This window comes from Mycobacterium sp. NPDC049093 (genome assembly GCF_040704635.1).
Classification (GTDB): Bacteria; Actinomycetota; Actinomycetes; order Mycobacteriales; family Mycobacteriaceae; genus Mycobacterium.
In genome coordinates, this window is record NZ_JBEZJS010000005.1 from 494580 (window position 1) to 511343 (window position 16764).

General features: G+C 66.7%; 19 protein-coding genes. 11 read left to right on the forward strand and 8 right to left on the reverse strand.

Annotation, left to right across the window (positions count from 1 at the left end; genetic code table 11):
* Positions 1 to 60: 60 nt before the first annotated feature.
* The 5 genes from crp to AB0876_RS22625 all read left to right on the forward strand — a co-directional run bounded on the left by crp (position 61) and on the right by AB0876_RS22625 (position 3795).
* Positions 61 to 735: a cAMP-activated global transcriptional regulator CRP gene (crp, locus tag AB0876_RS22605; protein WP_526042980.1), complete on the forward strand. Its 675-nt coding sequence runs from the start codon at positions 61 to 63 to the stop codon at positions 733 to 735.
* 55 nt (positions 736 to 790) lie between these two features.
* Positions 791 to 1303 (forward strand): MarR family winged helix-turn-helix transcriptional regulator, encoded by a 513-nt coding sequence (locus AB0876_RS22610; RefSeq protein ID WP_491842140.1) that lies wholly within the window; start codon positions 791 to 793, stop codon positions 1301 to 1303.
* Between the two features lie 14 nt (positions 1304 to 1317).
* Entirely contained in the window at positions 1318 to 1749 is a 432-nt protein-coding gene (locus AB0876_RS22615; RefSeq protein ID WP_491842141.1) for a DUF5313 domain-containing protein, read from the forward strand.
* A 61-nt stretch (positions 1750 to 1810) separates the two neighbouring features.
* Entirely contained in the window at positions 1811 to 2458 is a 648-nt protein-coding gene (locus tag AB0876_RS22620; protein WP_491842142.1) for a GntR family transcriptional regulator, read from the forward strand.
* On the forward strand, positions 2455 to 3795 hold the full coding sequence (locus tag AB0876_RS22625; protein ID WP_491842143.1) for an MFS transporter: 1341 nt from the start codon (positions 2455 to 2457) through the stop codon (positions 3793 to 3795). Before AB0876_RS22620 ends, AB0876_RS22625 begins: the two co-directional genes overlap by 4 nt.
* Here the strand turns inward: AB0876_RS22625 and AB0876_RS22630 are convergent.
* The 3 genes from AB0876_RS22630 to AB0876_RS22640 are packed head-to-tail and all read right to left on the reverse strand — an operon-like array spanning position 3706 to position 7340.
* Positions 3706 to 5364, reverse strand: a complete 1659-nt coding sequence (locus AB0876_RS22630) for an ABC-F family ATP-binding cassette domain-containing protein (RefSeq protein ID WP_526042981.1) — start codon at positions 5362 to 5364, stop codon at positions 3706 to 3708. The genes AB0876_RS22625 and AB0876_RS22630 overlap by 90 nt on opposite strands.
* A gap of 24 nt (positions 5365 to 5388) precedes the next feature.
* Positions 5389 to 6042 (reverse strand): response regulator, encoded by a 654-nt coding sequence (locus AB0876_RS22635; RefSeq protein ID WP_526043051.1) that lies wholly within the window; start codon positions 6040 to 6042, stop codon positions 5389 to 5391.
* Positions 6039 to 7340, reverse strand: a complete 1302-nt coding sequence (locus AB0876_RS22640; RefSeq protein ID WP_526042982.1) for a sensor histidine kinase — start codon at positions 7338 to 7340, stop codon at positions 6039 to 6041. Before AB0876_RS22640 ends, AB0876_RS22635 begins: the two co-directional genes overlap by 4 nt.
* A 168-nt stretch (positions 7341 to 7508) precedes the next feature.
* Here AB0876_RS22640 and AB0876_RS22645 point away from each other — a divergent pair, with 168 nt between their 5' ends.
* Positions 7509 to 9026, forward strand: a complete 1518-nt coding sequence (locus AB0876_RS22645) for a serine hydrolase domain-containing protein (protein WP_526043052.1) — start codon at positions 7509 to 7511, stop codon at positions 9024 to 9026.
* Here the strand turns inward: AB0876_RS22645 and AB0876_RS22650 are convergent.
* Positions 9023 to 9394 (reverse strand): DUF2834 domain-containing protein, encoded by a 372-nt coding sequence (locus AB0876_RS22650; protein WP_526042983.1) that lies wholly within the window; start codon positions 9392 to 9394, stop codon positions 9023 to 9025. The genes AB0876_RS22645 and AB0876_RS22650 overlap by 4 nt on opposite strands.
* A 106-nt stretch (positions 9395 to 9500) precedes the next feature.
* On the opposite strand from AB0876_RS22650, the gene AB0876_RS22655 reads away from it, so the two are divergent.
* Both AB0876_RS22655 and AB0876_RS22660 read left to right on the forward strand, forming a co-directional pair.
* Positions 9501 to 10097, forward strand: a complete 597-nt coding sequence (locus AB0876_RS22655; RefSeq protein ID WP_055111709.1) for a TetR/AcrR family transcriptional regulator — start codon at positions 9501 to 9503, stop codon at positions 10095 to 10097.
* 34 nt (positions 10098 to 10131) lie between these two features.
* Positions 10132 to 11343 (forward strand): acyl-CoA dehydrogenase family protein, encoded by a 1212-nt coding sequence (locus AB0876_RS22660; protein ID WP_491842147.1) that lies wholly within the window; start codon positions 10132 to 10134, stop codon positions 11341 to 11343.
* Between the two features lie 10 nt (positions 11344 to 11353).
* Here AB0876_RS22660 and AB0876_RS22665 read toward each other — a convergent pair whose 3' ends face one another.
* The gene (locus AB0876_RS22665) at positions 11354 to 11620 is read right to left on the reverse strand and encodes a YdeI/OmpD-associated family protein (protein ID WP_491842148.1); all 267 of its coding nucleotides are present in this window, start codon (positions 11618 to 11620) and stop codon (positions 11354 to 11356) included.
* 199 nt (positions 11621 to 11819) lie between these two features.
* Here AB0876_RS22665 and AB0876_RS22670 point away from each other — a divergent pair, with 199 nt between their 5' ends.
* A complete protein-coding gene (locus AB0876_RS22670) occupies positions 11820 to 12488 on the forward strand; it encodes an SDR family oxidoreductase (protein WP_491842149.1) in 669 nt (222 codons plus the stop codon).
* A 12-nt stretch (positions 12489 to 12500) separates the two neighbouring features.
* Here the strand turns inward: AB0876_RS22670 and AB0876_RS22675 are convergent, their stop codons facing one another.
* The 3 genes from AB0876_RS22675 to AB0876_RS22685 all read right to left on the reverse strand — a co-directional run bounded on the left by AB0876_RS22675 (position 12501) and on the right by AB0876_RS22685 (position 14779).
* Positions 12501 to 13595 (reverse strand): tartrate dehydrogenase, encoded by a 1095-nt coding sequence (locus AB0876_RS22675; RefSeq protein WP_526042984.1) that lies wholly within the window; start codon positions 13593 to 13595, stop codon positions 12501 to 12503.
* An 83-nt stretch (positions 13596 to 13678) separates the two neighbouring features.
* A complete protein-coding gene (locus AB0876_RS22680) occupies positions 13679 to 13846 on the reverse strand; it encodes a hypothetical protein (RefSeq protein ID WP_088305190.1) in 168 nt (55 codons plus the stop codon).
* 189 nt (positions 13847 to 14035) lie between these two features.
* Complete coding sequence (locus AB0876_RS22685; RefSeq protein ID WP_526042985.1) at positions 14036 to 14779, reverse strand: helix-turn-helix transcriptional regulator; 744 nt, start codon at positions 14777 to 14779, stop codon at positions 14036 to 14038.
* Positions 14780 to 14888: 109 nt separating this feature from the next.
* Between AB0876_RS22685 and AB0876_RS22690 the strand changes: the two genes are divergently transcribed.
* Positions 14889 to 16052, forward strand: coding sequence for an LLM class flavin-dependent oxidoreductase (locus AB0876_RS22690; RefSeq protein WP_526042986.1), 1164 nt, complete (start codon positions 14889 to 14891; stop codon positions 16050 to 16052).
* Positions 16053 to 16206: 154 nt separating this feature from the next.
* Positions 16207 to 16758 carry a VOC family protein gene (locus AB0876_RS22695; protein ID WP_526042987.1) on the forward strand — a complete coding sequence of 184 codons (552 nt, stop codon included), beginning with the start codon at positions 16207 to 16209 and terminating at the stop codon, positions 16756 to 16758.
* Positions 16759 to 16764: the final 6 nt, after the last annotated feature.

The window sequence follows — 16764 nt, forward strand, 5'->3', positions numbered from 1 at the left end:
GCTGCGACCAGTACAAACTTTCCGGGTCACCAGGTTCGGCACATCCACCAAGGGGGAAATATGAATGAAGTGCTGGCCCGTGCCGGCATCTTCCAGGGTGTGTCGCCAGACGCCGTGGCAGCGCTCGTCCGGCAGTTGGAGCCGGTGACCTTCCGTCGGACCGAGGTGGTGTTCTCCGAAGGCGAGCCCGGCGACACGCTCTTCATCATCACGGCAGGCAAGGTGAAGATCGGCCGCAAGTCCGTGGACGGTCGCGAAAGCCTGATCACGCTGATGGGCCCGTCGGACATGTTCGGTGAGCTCGCCATCTTCGATCCGGGACCGCGGACCTCGACCGTGACCGCACTGACCGAGGTGAAGGCGGTCGTGATGAGCCGCAGCGTGCTGCGGAGCTGGATCGCCGACCGTCCCGAGATCGCCGGACAGCTCCTGCGCGTGCTGGCCCGCCGGTTGCGCCGCACCAACGACAACCTGTCCGACCTGATCTTCACCGATGTGCCGGGCCGGGTGGCCAAGCAACTGCTCTACCTGGCACAACGATTCGGCAGCCGCGACGGCAGCGCGCTGCGCGTCGACCACGAGCTGACCCAGGAAGAGATCGCCCAACTCGTCGGCTCCTCCCGCGAGACGGTCAACAAGGCCTTGTCGGACTTCGCGCAGCGCGGCTGGATCCGCGTGCAGGGCCGCAGCATCCTGATCGACAACGCCGAACGATTGGCCAAGCGCGCACACTGACCGTGTGACCGTCGAGACATTGTTAGTGCCCTAACTATTAGGGTACTTTCTAAGTATGACCGCAGTATCCGAAGCGTCTGCACCCTCGGGTCAGCTCAGCGCCGACCCCCTGGCTCTTGAGCGGCAGGTCTGTTTCGCGTTGGCCGTCAGCAACCGCGCCGTGCTGGCCGTATACCGGCCACTACTGGAGCCGCTGGGCCTGACCCATCCGCAGTATCTAGTGATGCTGGCGTTGTGGGATCACCAACGGTCCGATTCCGGCGGCACTCCGCCGCTGTCGGTCAAAGAGATCGCCTCCGCGCTGCAGCTCGATTCGGCGACGCTCTCGCCGATGCTCAAACGGCTGGAAGCCCTCGGCCTGCTCACCCGCAGCCGCCGGGCCGGGGATGAACGCGCGACCGATGTCGAGCTCACCGAGGCCGGGATCGCCCTGCGTGAACGGGCCCTGGCCATCCCGCCTGCGGTGGTGGAGCGCCTGGGCGTCGACATCGCCGAACTCGAAGAGCTGCATCGGGTATTGACCCGCATCAACGTGGCTGCGCTGGCGGCCAATTCACTCACCGATTGATTTCAGGAGCCCTCATGGCCGGCCAGAAGAAGACCCAAGACCGTCCCAACTTCTTTCAATACGTCGCCTACTGCTACGGCAAGCGGTTGCCCGATTCCATGCGCGAGTGGGTGGCTCACGACCTGGCCGACCATGGCGCCGTGCGGCGGCACTTGATCCGGATGGCGATCCCGCCGCTGTTTGTACTGGCGCCGCTGTGGCTCCTGCCCGCGTCGCTCTATGTGCACATCGAGATGACCGTGCCGATCTACATCTGGGCCATCTTGATGGCACTCGCGCTCAACAAGATCTGGCGCCGGCACCGGTTGGCACAGCACGGGCTGGACCCCAATCTGGTCGACGAGATCCAGTACAAGAAGGACCAGCGGAAGCACGAGGAGTACATCCGCCGGTTCGGTCCCCGTCCGGAAGCGTCCAAGCGTCAGGCCAACAGCAGCCCGTTCTAGGGTTTGACCTGGCCACACCCCTTGCATGCAAGCTTGCATGCAAGGGGTACAGTGGTCTTCCGTGGGCCAGGACGAGAAATCGAGCAACAGCCAGCGCGTCTACCGGATGACCAAGGACCAGATCCTCTCCGGTGAGTTTCGCGGCGGGCAGCTGCTCAGCGAGGTAGAGGTGGCGACGCAGCTCGGCGTCAGCCGCACGCCGGTACACGAGGCGTTTCTGCGCCTGGCCGCCGAGGACTTCCTGGATCTGATGCCGCGACGCGGCGCCGTCGTCGTCCCCGTGTCCGCCCAGGAGGCCACCGACCTGCTGGAGATGCGCCTGGCACTGGAGACCGCGGCGGTGCGCCGGCTGTGCCGGTCATCGGAATCCATCGACGCCCTGTTCGGTGAACTGACCGAGTTGGTCGAACGGCAGCGCCATGGCGCCGCGATCGGTGACGCCGATCAGTTCGCCGCCGCCGACGATGCGTTCCACCGCCGGATCGTGCAGGTCGCCGGGAATTCGATCGCCGGCCGCTTCTACGGATCACTCAGTGATCGGCAGCGCCGCATGATGGCCGACGCCGCCCGATCGGACTCCGCCCGGCTCACCGAGTTGATCGGCGAACACGCGGATCTGGCCGATGCCATCGGCCGCCGTGACGTCGCCGGTTTCGAGGGTGCCCTGCTGTCCCACCTGGAAGCGACCTACCGGGTGGTGCTGGCATGACCGCTGTCGCAACGGAATTCGTCGAGGCGCCCATCCAGCGTCGGCGACGCATGCAGCCATGGCTTGCCGTCGCCATCGCCGTCTTCTGTATCGGTTGGGGCGGAAACCAATTCACCCCACTGCTGATCGCCTATGCCCAGCACTCCGGCTACACGCGGGTGGACGTCGACATCCTGTTGGGCGCCTACGTTCTCGGCCTGATTCCGGGGCTGCTGATCGCCTCGACGCTGTCAGACCGCCACGGTCGACGCAACGTGATGGCCGCCGGGGTGATCAGTGCGGCGTTGGGCAGTCTCATCCTGGCCGTCGGTGACTACTGGGGCTTCCCGGCCCTGTTCGTCGGCCGATTGTTCAGCGGGGTGGCAGTCGGCATCGCGATGGCAGTCGGTTCGGCGTGGATCGCCGAACTGTCCAGGCCGCCCTTCGACCCCGACGCTTCCGCCGGGGCCGGTGCGCGCCGCGCCTCGATCTGCCTGTCCCTGGGCTTCGGCGTCGGGCCGCTGTGCGCCGGCCTGCTCACCGTGTACGCGCCGCTGCCGTTGGTGTTGACCTACCTGGTCCACGCTGCCCTGTGCGTGCCGGTGGTGTGGGCGGTGTGGAACCGGACCGTCGAGACGCGGTCCCGCACGACCTCACGACCCCTCCTCGACGGGTTGAAAGTGCCCGCAGCCGGTCATCGCCGCTTCCTGCATGTCGTTGTTCCCATGGCGCCGTGGATCTTCGGCTCGGCCGCCATCGCGTACGCCGTGGTGCCGGCGCTGGTCGCCGACCAGCTCGGGTCCTGGGCGCTGCTGTACACCGTGGGGCTGACCGTGCTGACACTGGGCTGCGGCGTGGCGATCCAACCGGTCGCGCGCCGGCTCGACGACGTGTCCAGCTCTCGCGCCGTGGTGGTGTCGATGGCGTTGATGGCACTGGGCATCTTCGCCGCGGTGGCCACCGCCGTCACACACTCGGCGCTCGTCGCTCCGCTGGTCGCGATGCTGCTCGGCAGCGCCTACGGCATTGCGATCGTGTCGGGTCTGCTTGAGATCCAACGCATCGCCCCGCCCGACGAGCTCGCCGGCATCTCCGGGGTCTACTACTCGCTGGCCTATCTGGGGTTCCTGCTGCCCGCGGTACTCGCTGCGCTGGCGCACTGGTTCAGCTATCCGGAGATGCTGACTTTCGTTGGCGTACTGGCGATTGTCTGCACGGCCGTGTGCGCGTCGGGGTGGGCCAAGCATCTGGAACCGCGGACCCCGGCGCTACAACTCGGCAACGCGCCCGTCGTCGACCAGCCACCTTCGGTCCAACCGAACGTTCTGCAGCATGCGGCGGTCATGCGTCACCAGTAACAACGCACCGTCGTAGGCCTCAAGCGCCTGTTCGAGTTGCTCGATGGCGGGCAGGTCCAGATGGTTCGTCGGCTCGTCGAGAACCAGCACATTGGTGCCACGTGCCTGCAGCAACGCCAGGCCGGCACGGGTTCGCTCCCCCGGTGACAGCTCGTCAACCGGGCGCTCGACATGATCGGCCCGCAGCCCGAACTTGGCCAACAGGGTGCGCACATCGGCCGTCGACCATTCCGGCAGCTGCTGTTCAAAGCGGTCCACGAGTCGCGCGGTGCCGGTGAAATCGGCTCGGGCCTGGTCGATCTCGCCGATGGCGACACTGGCACCCAGGCCGGCGCGACCCTCATCGGGCTGTCGACGTCCCAGCAGTAGCCGCAGCAATGTCGACTTCCCCGCCCCGTTGGCGCCGGTGATACCGATCCGTTCGCCGGCATCAACCTGCAGCGACACCGGACCCAGCACGAAATCACCTTGCCGCACAACGGCATTGTCGAGGGTCGCGACGACGGAGCTCGACCGTGGCGCAGCACCGATGGTGAACTGCAGGGTCCATTCCTTCCGGGGTTCCTCGACCTCCTCGAGTCGGGCGATCCGGCTCTCCATCTGACGTACCTTCTGCGCCTGCTTCTCGCTGGACTCGGTGGCCGCACGTCGACGGATCTTGTCGTTGTCCGGTGACTTGCGCATTGCGTTGCGGGTGCCCTGGCTCGACCACTCGCGCTGGGTACGGGCGCGGGCCACCAGGTCGGCCTTCTTCTCGGCGAACTCCTCGTACTGCTCGCGCCGGTGCCGGCGGCCGACCTCACGCTCCTCCAGATAGCTTTCGTACCCACCGCCGAAAACAGTGGTGGTGTTCTGCGCCAGATCCAGCTCGAGTACGCGAGTCACGCTGCGGGCGAGGAACTCCCGATCGTGACTCACCAGGACCACACCCCCACGAAGTTCCCTGACGAACTGCTCGAGCCGGGCGAGACCGTCGAGGTCCAGATCGTTGGTCGGCTCATCGAGCAGCACGATGTCGAACCGCGACAACAGCAGTGCCGCCAACCCCACCCGCGCCGCCTGCCCACCGGACAATGCGGTCATCGGCGTCGAGTCCGGTCGCACGGCATCGGTGTCGAGTCCGAGATCGGCCAGCACGGCAGGCAGCCGTTCGTCGAGGTCGGCCGCGCCCGTGGCGAGCCAGTGATCCAGCGCGGCCGAGTAGGCAGCAGCCGGATCCTCCTCGCCCGGGATCGGGTCGGCGAGTGCTGCGGCCGCGGCATCCATGACCCGCGTGGCTTCGGTGCACCCCGTGCGGCGGGCGATGTAGGCCGCGACGGTCTCCCCAGGTATGCGCTCGTGTTCCTGCGGCAGCCAGCCGACGAACGCATCGGCCGGCGCGACGGTGACGCCGCCTTCGAGCGGCTCGAGATCCCCGGCCAGGATCCTCAGCAGTGTGCTCTTGCCGGCGCCGTTGACGCCGACAACCCCGATCACATCACCCGGCGCGACCGTCAGGTCGACCCCTTCGAACAGGGTGCGATGGGCGAAACCGCCGGCCACATTCTTCGCGACAAGCGTTGCGGTCATGGCCCTATCGTCGCATCACCGGGGTCAGGGTCCCCAGCCGCGCAGGTACGTCAGCACCGCGCGCACCCGGCGGTGCTGTTCGCCGTCGATCGGCAGGCCGAGTTTGGCGAAGATACTGCTGATGTGCTTCTCCACGGCACCGGCGCTGACGACCAGGGTGCGGGCGATGTTCGCGTTGGACCGCCCCTCTGCCATCAGCCCGAGCACTTCCTGCTCGCGCGCCGTCATCTGTCGCAGCGGGTCGTCGCGACGGCGTCGGACCAGTAACTGGGCCACCACATCGGGGTCGAGCACCGTGCCACCGGACGCCACCCGTTGCACCGCATCGAGGAAGTCCGCGATCGCCACGACCCGGTCCTTGAGGAGGTAGCCGATCGCGCCCGTTCCGTCCGCCAGCAGGTCGTCGGCGTAGGACACCTCGACGTACTGGGACAGCACGAGAACTGGCGATCGGACCACCCGACGCCGGGCTTCCACCGCGGCACGCAGGCCCTCGTCGGTGTGAGACGGCGGCATCCGGACGTCGACCACCGAGACGTCCGGCCGGTGTTGTTCGATCGCCTGGACCAGCGACGGGCCGTCGCCGACCGCGGCGACCACGTCGTGGCCGTTCTCGGTCAGCAACCGGACGAGGCCCTCCCGCAGGAGGACCGCATCGTCGGCCACCACCACTCTCAACACAACAGCTCCACCCCGATCGTGGTCGGCCCGCCGGCGGGACTCACCACGCTCAGCGTGCCACCGCCGGCCCGGATCCGATCGGCCAGACCCGCCAGGCCGTGGCCCTTGGCCACGTGCGCACCGCCGTCACCGTCGTCGACGATCTCGACGCGCACACCGCTGGGCCCGTGTGCGACCGTGACCCAACAGTTCTGTGCACCACTGTGTTTGGCGACATTGGTCAGCGCCTCGGCCACCGCGAAGTAGGCAGTGGTCTCCACCGCGGCGTCGAGCCTTCCCGCCGGCTCACCCAGCGCGGGGTCGACCGCGAGCTCAACCGGGATGGTGCACCGCGCCGCCAGTGCGGCCAGCGCGCTGGGCAGTCCACGATCGGTGAGTACCGGCGGGGCGATACCGCGGGACAGCGCGCGCAACTCGTTCAGCGTGTCCTGCGTCTGACTGATCGCTTCGTCGAGGGTGTCGCGCAGCGGCCCCGGATCACCGTCGAGGTGCTGGCGCGCGCGACCCAGGTCCATCGCGAGGCGGATGAGCCGCTGCTGGGGTCCGTCGTGAATATCCCGTTCCAGTCGGCGCAGGGCGGTGGCCTCGGCGGAGGCGGCCGCGGCCTTCTGTTCCGTCAGCACGTTGATCGTCTGACGAAGCTCGGCCACACCGGTCAACAGGGCGCGGCTGAAACCGGCCTGGAGCACGGCGCACCCCCGCACCACGACCGGGAGGCTGATCAGGCAGACCAGGCCGATCGCGGTCTGGAAGGCGATCCGGGCGAAGGCACTGTCGCCGAGCCCGATCAGCTGGGCAAGCGAGGTGTTGTCGGGGCCGCGCGGGATGCTCCAGTCCCACAGAACGGTCAATGTGCCGGAGATCGCCGACGCCCACCAAGTGATCACGATGGTGAACGTGACCACCGCGATCGGAAAGCACAAAATGCCGTACACGAGGTCCAGCCAGAACTGGCCCTGCGTGAGCGGGGCGAGGATCCGCTTCCAGAGGCCCGCACCCGGCGGGGCCGCCCGGTAGACCGGCCGGCTGCGGGGCCGACGCAGCACGGCCGGAAAGCGAAGCCGCTCGATATCAGCGAACAGGCGTGCAACGAACAGGGTGCCGACGAGGATCAGCAGGCCGACACCGATGACCAGCGTCCCGATCCCCGCGGACAGTCCGGTCACCAGCACGCTGAAACTCACTGTGGCGAGCGGAAACCCGAGCAATACATATCCGGTGTCCACGCCGAGCTGCCGAAGCAGGCCGATTCTCTCGGGCTGCGCCGTGTTCCTCGGCAGGGTGCCGCTGGTCATGGGCTCGACGCTACGCATCTGTCGGATCCACCCCCATCCGGCGCGCCTGCGTGTCCGGGGTAGGGCTGTCCCTACCCTCGGGGACGGCCGGACGAAAAGGCGCGGCGTGTTTCAAAGCCCCAAACTCCTCGCAGCGTCCACCGCCCAACTACCGTCTTTCCGGTGGCAATGTCACGGTCGCGTCTTGCTCGGCTCTGCGCCGTCGGAGCCGTCGCGTTCACGATCGCGGCGGTCACATCGTGCGGGTCGTCGACGCGTCCACCGGCGGCCAGTTCCACGTCGACGACGACTACGCCGGCACCCATCGCCCCACCACCCACGACGGCCGCCGTTGTTCCCACGGGTGACTTCACCCCGGTCGTCCAGATCATCGACGACGCGATCGCGGCACCTCGACTGCCCGGAGCGGTGGTCCAGGTCGGGCACGGCGGAAACATCGTCTTCCGTCAGGCTTTCGGCTCACGCAAGCTGGCCGGCGAACCGGGGCTGGACGGGGCACCCGCCCCTGCCGAACCGATGACCGAGGACACGATCTTCGATCTGGCCTCGCTGTCGAAGTGCCTCACGACGGCTGTCGGCATCCTGCAGCTCTACGAACAGGGCCGGGTTCAGCTCGACGAACCCGTGCAGAGCTACCTGCCCGACTTCAACCCCAACAACGACCCACGCCGTGCGCGGGTCACGGTGCGCATGTTGCTCACCCATACGTCGGGCATCGCGGGAGATCTGAGCCTGGACGGGCCGTGGGGACTGGACAAGCCCGACAAGGCCGAAGGCATCCACCGGGCGCTCGGGGCGTGGGTGGTGTTCGAGCCCGGAGAGCGCTTTCACTACTCCGACATCGGCTTCATCATCCTCGGTGCACTTCTCGAGAAGATCACCGGCGAACCCGAGGACACCTACATTCAGAAGAACGTGTTCGCACCGCTCGGGATGGCAGATACTCGCTATCTCCCTGTCACCAAAGCATGTGGACCACACCAAGTTCGGGGAACCGCGATCGCCCTCGATCCACACGCACCACAAGTCGCCGACTGTCCGGCGGGCACGTGGAACACCGACCTTCTGGCGCGCGTCGCACCCACGGCGCTCGACGAAGACACCCCAGGCCTCAACCCGGACTTCGGGCACCCCCTGCGCGGCACCGTGCACGATCCGACGGCCCGCCGCATGGGCGGAGTGGCGGGCAGCGCCGGGGTGTTCTCGACGGTGAACGACGTCGGCCGGTTCGCGCAAGCGCTGCTCGACCGCCTCGCCGGCCGGCCGAGTTCCTTTCCGCTGAAACAGTCGACCCTGGAATTGATGACGACTCCGCAGCAGCCCGGGCACAACCCGGCTCAGGTCGAGGCGGCCAACAACGCCACCCGCGAAGCGGTCGAGAACACCCCTAACACAACACATCCCCTGCTCGCACCGCACTATCCCGCCATTGCCGGGCAAGACCTCCGCGGATTCGGTTGGGACATCGACACGGAGCAGTCCCGCCCGAGGGGCATGGTGTTTCCGATCGGCAGCTTCGGGCACACCGGCTTCACGGGAGTGACGTTGTGGATGGACCCCGGGTCGGACACCTACGTCGTGGTCCTCGGTAACGTGATCCATCAGCGCGGCGCGCCGCCCATGGCCGGGCTGAGCGGTGAAGTGGCCACGCTGACCGGCCGGGCCTTACATCTGTATGGGACCTAGCTTGCTGCCGCTGAGCCGACCACCCGCCCCTCCGCCAGCACCAACTGCCGCCGAATCAGGAACAGCGGAAACGCCACGCTTACTGCGATCACCGCACTGAGCACGATGTAGATCCACACCTTCGGGATCCCGATCCGACGCGCCTCGACGACCATGAACACGAACGCGGCCAGCCCGAACAGCAGTAGGTCGTTGGTGAGCGAGGACGACGCGTAGTTGGCGTAGCCGCTCAGGAAAAAATCGATCGTGCTCGTACTTTCCGTAGTGAAGTAGCGGATGTTGTTCCACCAGGTCGCAACCAACGCGACTACCGCGATCACGGCATAGACGCCGCACAGAATCTTGTCGTTTCTCGTCAGCTCCGCCATCGTCACGCCTCCCCGTCGGACCGATCAGTCCAGGTCAACCTATCGATCCGGCGGCCGTGCGGGGGCCCGTTTGCGCCCAAAATTGGTGAGTGAGTACTCTCTCACCATGTCATCCGGACGCGACCGGCTCCTGGCCACAGCGCTGAAGCTGTTCGCCGCCAAGGGGTATGCCGCCACGTCGGTGGCTCACATTCAGCAGGCCGCCGGCCTGGCACCCGGCTCGGGGGCGCTCTACAAGCACTTCGGCTCCAAGCGGGAACTGCTCGAGTCCGCGGTCTCGCACCGCATCGACGCGATCGTGAGTGCGCGGGAGCAGTACGACGCGGGCCACCCGAAGACCACCGAGGAGGCGGTCCGTAGCGCCGGGCAATTGATCTGGGCCAATCTGACCCAGAGCGAGGAACTTCTGCGGGTCATGCTGCGGGAACCCGACGAACTCGGCGACCTCGACGAGAAGACGTGGCAGGTCATCACCGACAACGCCTATCAACGATTCGCCGATGAACTGGCCGCGTCGAATCGCTCGGGCCGTACCCAGATCCCCGATCCCGAGGCCACCGCGGCCGTCGCGATCTCCGCACTGTCCTATGCCGCGACGCTGCAGGCGCTGACCAAACGCTCGCCGGGCAACGTCGACAACGATCGCTTCTTCGAGGCCTGGGTCACCCAGACCGTCAGCGTGATCGAACAGCACCGCTCGTAAATCACCGAACATCAACATATTTCAGGAGCAAACCGTGACGTTCTCCATGCAACTGAGCGACGACGTGATCGAGGTCCGCGACTGGGTGCACCAGTTCGCCGCCGAGGTGGTGCGTCCGGCCGCCGCGGAATGGGACGAGCGCGAGGAGACCCCGTGGCCCGTCATCCAGGAGGCCGCCAAGGTCGGGCTGTACTCGCCCGAACTGTTCGCCCAGCAGGCCGCCGAACCCACCGGGCTCGGCATGCTGACCGTGTTCGAGGAGCTCTTCTGGGGTGACGCCGGCATCGCCCTGTCGATCCTCGGTACCGGACTGGCCGCAGCGGCGTTGGCGGGCAACGGAACTCCCGAACAGCTGGGCCGCTGGCTGCCCGAGATGTTCGGCACCGCCGACGCGCCCCACCTGGGCGCATTCTGTTCGTCCGAACCCGATGCGGGATCCGACGTCGGCGCCATCCGCACCCGTGCCCGCTTCGACGAGGCGACCCGCGAGTGGGTGCTCAACGGCACCAAGACCTGGGCCACCAACGGCGGCATCGCCAACGTCCACATCGTGGTCGCCTCGGTCTACCCCGAACTCGGGTCCCGCGGCCAGGCCACGTTCATCATCCCGCCGGACACCCACGGCTTCACGCAGGGCCAGAAGTTCAAGAAGCACGGCATCCGCGCCTCCCACACCGCCGAGGTGGTGCTCGACAACGTCCGCCTGTCCGAGGATCTGATCCTGGGCGGTCGGGAGAAGTTCGAGGAGCGCATCGCCCGCGTGAAGTCGGGCGCCTCCGCCGGCGGCCAGGCAGCGATGAAGACCTTCGAGCGCACCCGGCCCACCGTCGGCGCCATGGCGGTCGGCGTCGCCCGCGCCGCCTACGAATACGCACTCGACTACGCCTGCCAGCGTGAGCAATTCGGCCGCAAGATCGGCGAGTTCCAGGCCGTCGCGTTCAAGCTCGCCGACATGAAGAGTCGTATCGACGCGGCCCGGATGCTGGTGTGGCGCGCGGGTTGGATGGCCCGCAACAACCAGGCATTCGACAACGCCGAGGGCTCGATGGCCAAGCTGGTGGCCAGTGAGACCGCGGTGTACGTGACCGATGAGGCCATCCAGATCCTCGGCGGCAACGGCTACACCCGCGACTACCCGGTCGAGCGGATGCACCGCGACGCCAAGATCTTCACGATCTTCGAGGGCACCAGCGAGATTCAGCGCCTGGTGATCTCCCGGGCCATCACCGGTCTGTCGATCCGGTAGGCAGCAGCGGCTACTTGCCGGTGCGCTCGCGGTGTTTGCACCCGGGCCAGCAGCAGGGTCGCCGCTGCCCTTCCTCCAACTCCTCCTGCGTCCGACGGATCCGTCGCTCGCGCGTCACCTGCTGCTTGGCGTCCTCCACCCAGCAGATGAACTCGTTGCGCGCGAGCGGCGTGATGTCTTTCCACGCGGCCATGGCCGTGTCATTGCCGATCAGCGCCTCACGCAGGTCCGCCGGCAGCTTGTGCACCACTCCACCGGGCACTCGTTGGCCAGTCACCCGGCCAGGTTAAGCCCCTCAGCTCAGCAACACAGTTGCGACACGACATTGCCCTTACCGTGACCTTAGAAGGGCCTTATTTTTCTTAGAGTTGGTGTACGGTGGGTTCCCAGGGGCGGTTGTGAGCACGGCCACACCGTGTCATCGCAGGTCAGAATTTCCCGACCAGCCGCCTCGCAGTGACGGAAAGGAACCCGACATGCAGCCTGCAGCAGCCACCCGGATCGCTCTTGTCACCGGTGCATCGCGGGGTATCGGCGCCGACGTCGCACAGCAGCTCGCCGGCCCGGACACCCACGTCGTCGTCAACTACCGCGAGAAGGCCAAACGCGCCAACACGGTCGTCGACGCCATCCGCCGCGCGGGTGGCCGCGCCTCCACTCTGGGGGCCGACATCACCGACGAGGCTGCCGCCGCCGCGATGATCGAGCGCGTGGGCCGGGAGTTCGGCCGCCTCGACGTCCTGGTGCTCAACGCGTCGACCGGGCTGCAGCTGGGCACCGATCCGGGCTACGCCATGCGGCTGAACCGCGATGCCCAACGCCGGCTGGCCAAGCTGGCGCTGCCGCTGATGCCGGTGGGCGGTCAGATCGTGTTCGTCACCAGCCATCAGGCCCACTTCTACCCGAACAAGGCCGTGCCGAAGGGTTACGCGGCGACCGCTGCAAGCAAGCGCGCCGGCGAGACCGCCCTTTATGCCATGCGTTCGGAATTCGACCGGCGGGGAATCGATTTCACTGTGGTCTCCGGCGAAGTGATGTCCGACCGCGAGTTGGCGACGACCATCGCACGGGCCGCGTCCGCGCCGTACCCGTCCGGGATCGTCTACGCCGGCGGGTCCGACTTTCTGTGCCAGATGTCGGCCTGACCTGTAGCAGAACTACTGCGAAGCAGCGAGATTCGACTGCAGCTGATCGCGGACGGCAGTACCGAGCGTGCTCGTCGTCGCGGTTCCGCCCATATCGGGGGTCAGGACGTCCCCTCCGTGGGCCAGCACGTCTTCGACGGCTTTCAGGACCGCTGCTGCGGCGTCAGGTTCACCCAGATGGTCGAGCATCAATGACGCGCTCCAGATCTGCCCGATCGGATTGGCGATACCACGTCCGGCAATGTCGGGCGCGGAGCCGTGAACCGGCTCGAACAGACTCGGAAATCGCCGTTCCGGGTTGATGTTTCCGCTGGGAGCAATGCCGATGGTGCCGGTGCACGCGGGCCCCAGGTCGGACAGGATGTCACCGAAGAGGTTGCTCGCGACAACCACGTCGAACCAGTCGGGATGCAGGACGAAATTCGCGGCGAGGATGTCGATGTGGAACTTGTCCACCTTGATGTCGGGAAACCGCTCACTCATCTGCCCGACGCGCTCGTCCCAGTACGGCATCGTGATCGAGATACCGTTGCTCTTCGTCGCCGAGGTCAGGTGCCTGTCGGGCCGGTGCTGGGCAAGCTCGAACGCATACTTGAGGATCCGGTCGACGCCGACTCGGGTCATCACCGTCTCTTGCAGTACCGTCTCGCGGTCGGTGCCCTCGAACATCCTGCCACCGATACTCGAGTACTCACCCTCGGTGTTCTCCCGGACGACGACGAAGTCGACGTCGCCGGGCTCTCGGCCGGCCAGCGGACTTCGCACCCCCGGCATCAATTTGACCGGCCGCAGGTTGACGTACTGGTCGAAGTGCCGACGGAACTGCAGGAGGCTGCCCCACAGCGAAATATGATCGGGGACAACGTCCGGCCAACCGACGGCGCCGAAGAAGATCGCGTCGAACCGGCTGAGTTCGTCGAACCACCCGTCGGGCAGCATGGCGCCGGTGTCGGTGAAGTACTCGGCGGACGCGTAATCGAACTGCTCATAGTCGACGGCGAAACCGAAGGCGGCCGCTGCCGACTCCAGCACCTTGAGGCCCTCGGGGACCACTTCCTTACCGATACCGTCGCCCGGGATCACTGCAAGCCGGTGGGTGGTGGTCATTCCGCCACCTTACGTTTCGGCGATTGGCTGCCAACGAAAGCGAGGGGCACCCGGTGTGGGTACCCCTCGCTCGTTGTCGGGTGTCAGCGGCCGTTGCCGAATGTCGGTGTGACGGCGCCAGTGCTCGCATGCTGCTGGATGTCGTGCACCCACTGATGATGGGTGATGTCGGCTTGCGCCGGCGCGGCCAGGCCGACGATGGCGGCGGCGAAACCGGTGGCGATCATGCTCGCAAAACCAAACTTCTTCATGTCGAAGCCCTTCGTCCTGGGCGTTCGAGCCGTGGCGTGAGTGTCGCGGTTCGGACGTCTCGTCCACCGGTTCGGGGAATTCCTACCCGGTCTGGCTCTCACAACGCACTGGTCAAAGCGGTTAATTCCGCTGGCAGAAATTGACCGGCGGTTGGCAGCAATGACCAACCCACAGGTTCGGGCAGGACCTCAGCGCGTCGCGGCCAGGACCGCGAGCTCCGTGCGCGACCGACAGCCCGTCGTCGCCAGCGCCCGGCTGACGTACTTCTTGACGGTGTCCTCGGTCAGGCACAACGTCGTCGAGATCTGCGCGTTGGTCTGCCCGCGGGCCAACAACGCGACCACATCGCGCTGCCGCTGCGGCAGTTGCGCCAGCGGATCCACCCGGGCCGCGGGCATCAGCGGGCGCGCCAGGCCGCGTAGGCGCCGGCACAGTAATCGCAGCGCCGAGGCGTCGCGCGCATCGACCGCGTCCGGGTCCGGATCGAACAGCCCGAGCAGACCGTGCGCGGTACCGCCGATCGGGAACGTGAACGCGTTGCACGACTGCAGGCCGGCCCGGTGCAGAAACTGCTCGACGTAGGCCGCGGCGGACGCGGGCACAGCCAGCTCTCGCAGGCTGACCGACCCCGCCGTATTCAGCTGCTGCAACGCGATCGGGGTGGCGAAGACGTCGTGCCCGCGCCATCTGGCCATGTAGTCGTCCAGCAGCGCATTGTCGTAGTCGGTGGTGATGGGATCGGTATCCGCGAACGCGTCCGCCACGGTCGGTCCGGCGAAGAACGTGACCCCGCGGACGTCGAACACTTCACTGATCGCGTCCACGACCGCCCGTCGGAACTCAGGGAAGTCAGCCGCGTCGTCGCAGGCGTCGAGCACCGCGAACACCTTCTCGTAGTCCGCGACCTGCAGCTCGGCTGTGGCTCGCCTCACCCGACGAGTAAACGACGGCGGGCGCCGAATTGTCCACCTTCGTGCACTGTTGGCGACGGAGCCGCGGGACTAGCTTTCTGGCAAGCACACTTCGCGGCAAGGAGGCCCCGTGTCCCGACTCCGGTTCGGTTATTTCATCGCCCCGTTCCATCGGCCCGGCATCAACCCCACGTTGGCGCTGCACCGGGATCTGGAGTTCGTCGAGCATCTCGACGCCCTCGGGTACGACGAGGTCTGGATCGGTGAGCACCACTCGGCAGGTAGCGAGATCATCAGCTCGCCCGAGGTGTTCATCGCCGCGGCGGCCGCCCGGGCCAAGCGGATCACGTTCGGCACCGGCGTGATCTCGCTGTCGTACCACAACCCGCTGTGGGCAGCCGACCGGCTGATGCTGCTCGACCACCTCACCCACGGCCGCATCATCGGCGGCGTCGGGCCGGGCTCCCTGCCCACCGACTCGGCCATGATCGGGCTGAACCCCACCGACACCCGCGAACTCCTCGAGACCAACCTGGACATCATGGTGCGTCTGCTCGCCGGAGAGACGGTGAGCGCCAAGACCGCCACGCACGAATTGTTCGATGCCAAACTGCAATTGGCCCCGTACTCCGAGGGCGGGATCCCACTGTCGGTCGCTGCAGTAGCGTCTCCGACCGGCGCGCGGCTGGCGGGCAAGCACGGCATCGGGTTGCTGTCGATCGGCGCGACGTTGAGCGAGGCCGGTTTCGACGCACTGGCCCACCACTGGAACATCGCCGAGGAGCGCGCCGCGGCGTTCGGCAGCACGATCGACCGCCGCAACTGGTCGCTGGTCGGACCGTTCCATGTCGCCGAGACCGATGCGCAGGCCCGCGCCGAGGTCCGCCACGGCATCGAGGCGTGGTTCAACTACTTCCAGAAGGTCGCGGCCTTCCCGCAGATGACCATGCCGGGAGACACCATCGACGGAATGATCGACACGATCAACGAACGCGGTGCCGGCGTGATCGGAACGCCGGAACGGGCGCGCGCGCAGGTACAGCGGCTATGTGAGCAGTCGGGCGGTTTCGGATCCATGTTGCAGATGGCCGCGGACTGGGCCAATCCCGCCGCCACCCGACGCTCGGCGGAACTGTTCGCCGAAGAGGTCATGCCGCACTTCCAGGGACAGGCCCAGCCCACCCTGGACGCCGCGGCGCGTGCCGGGCAGGTGCGTGACGGGCTGGCCCAGTCTCAGATCGATGCGATCGCGCATATGGCGCAGAAGTACGAAGCTGAAAAGGCGGACAACTAAACAGGTTTGATGCAGTTGTCGGCGCGCCGTTTCTACCGCTGGGCCGTTTCTCCGTAGGCATCGCGACCCGGAGGTGGAAAACGGCGCGCGCAGCCCCTTCACAGCGCGGCTCCTGAGTACTACATTCGGTAGTAGACAACTCTTAGGGGGCCGGATGCGGTGGCGGGGTGTAAGTCATGTCGAGTTCGCGGTCTTGGACTACGACGAATCGATCAAGTTCTACGACGCGATGTTGGGCTGGCTCGGATACCACAGCTTCTCCTCGCTGAACATGGAGTACCAGTCGATCTACTACATGACGCGATTCCTCAACCCGCACAGCTACATCGGGATTCAGCCCGCATTCACCGGCGACAAGCTCACCCATACCGACCAGGCCGTCGGGATCAACCACATCGCACTGTGGGCCCGAAACCGCAAGGAAGTCGACCGCTTTCATCGCGAGTTCCTGATCGCCCGGGGCATCCCCGTCACCGATGAGCCCAAGGACTACCCGCAATACTGGCCCGGCTATTACGCGGTGTTCTTCGACGACCCGATCAACGGCATCCACTGGGAGTTGGCCTGGGTGCCGAAAGTTCCATCCCCGCGCCAGGCCTGGTCTTTCTACCGGACCATGCGGGCCTTCGGTAAGCAGCGTCCCGACCTCGCAAACTCGGTGCCCGGCATCACGCTGCAGGCGATGCGGACGCTGCCGGGAAAGTGACCGCCG

What these genes read in the sequence shown, in the direction of transcription:
- crp (WP_526042980.1), top strand. Translation starts at nt 61, where the DNA reads ATGAATGAAGTGCTGGCCCGTGCCGGCATCTTCCAGGGTGTGTCGCCA.
- AB0876_RS22610 (WP_491842140.1), top strand. Translation starts at nt 791, where the DNA reads ATGACCGCAGTATCCGAAGCGTCTGCACCCTCGGGTCAGCTCAGCGCC.
- AB0876_RS22615 (WP_491842141.1), top strand. Translation starts at nt 1,318, where the DNA reads ATGGCCGGCCAGAAGAAGACCCAAGACCGTCCCAACTTCTTTCAATAC.
- AB0876_RS22625 (WP_491842143.1), top strand. Translation starts at nt 2,455, where the DNA reads ATGACCGCTGTCGCAACGGAATTCGTCGAGGCGCCCATCCAGCGTCGG.
- AB0876_RS22630 (WP_526042981.1), bottom strand. Translation starts at nt 5,364, where the DNA reads ATGACCGCAACGCTTGTCGCGAAGAATGTGGCCGGCGGTTTCGCCCAT.
- AB0876_RS22640 (WP_526042982.1), bottom strand. Translation starts at nt 7,340, where the DNA reads ATGACCAGCGGCACCCTGCCGAGGAACACGGCGCAGCCCGAGAGAATC.
- AB0876_RS22645 (WP_526043052.1), top strand. Translation starts at nt 7,509, where the DNA reads ATGTCACGGTCGCGTCTTGCTCGGCTCTGCGCCGTCGGAGCCGTCGCG.
- AB0876_RS22650 (WP_526042983.1), bottom strand. Translation starts at nt 9,394, where the DNA reads ATGGCGGAGCTGACGAGAAACGACAAGATTCTGTGCGGCGTCTATGCC.
- AB0876_RS22655 (WP_055111709.1), top strand. Translation starts at nt 9,501, where the DNA reads ATGTCATCCGGACGCGACCGGCTCCTGGCCACAGCGCTGAAGCTGTTC.
- AB0876_RS22670 (WP_491842149.1), top strand. Translation starts at nt 11,820, where the DNA reads ATGCAGCCTGCAGCAGCCACCCGGATCGCTCTTGTCACCGGTGCATCG.
- AB0876_RS22675 (WP_526042984.1), bottom strand. Translation starts at nt 13,595, where the DNA reads ATGACCACCACCCACCGGCTTGCAGTGATCCCGGGCGACGGTATCGGT.
- AB0876_RS22680 (WP_088305190.1), bottom strand. Translation starts at nt 13,846, where the DNA reads ATGAAGAAGTTTGGTTTTGCGAGCATGATCGCCACCGGTTTCGCCGCC.
- AB0876_RS22695 (WP_526042987.1), top strand. Translation starts at nt 16,207, where the DNA reads ATGCGGTGGCGGGGTGTAAGTCATGTCGAGTTCGCGGTCTTGGACTAC.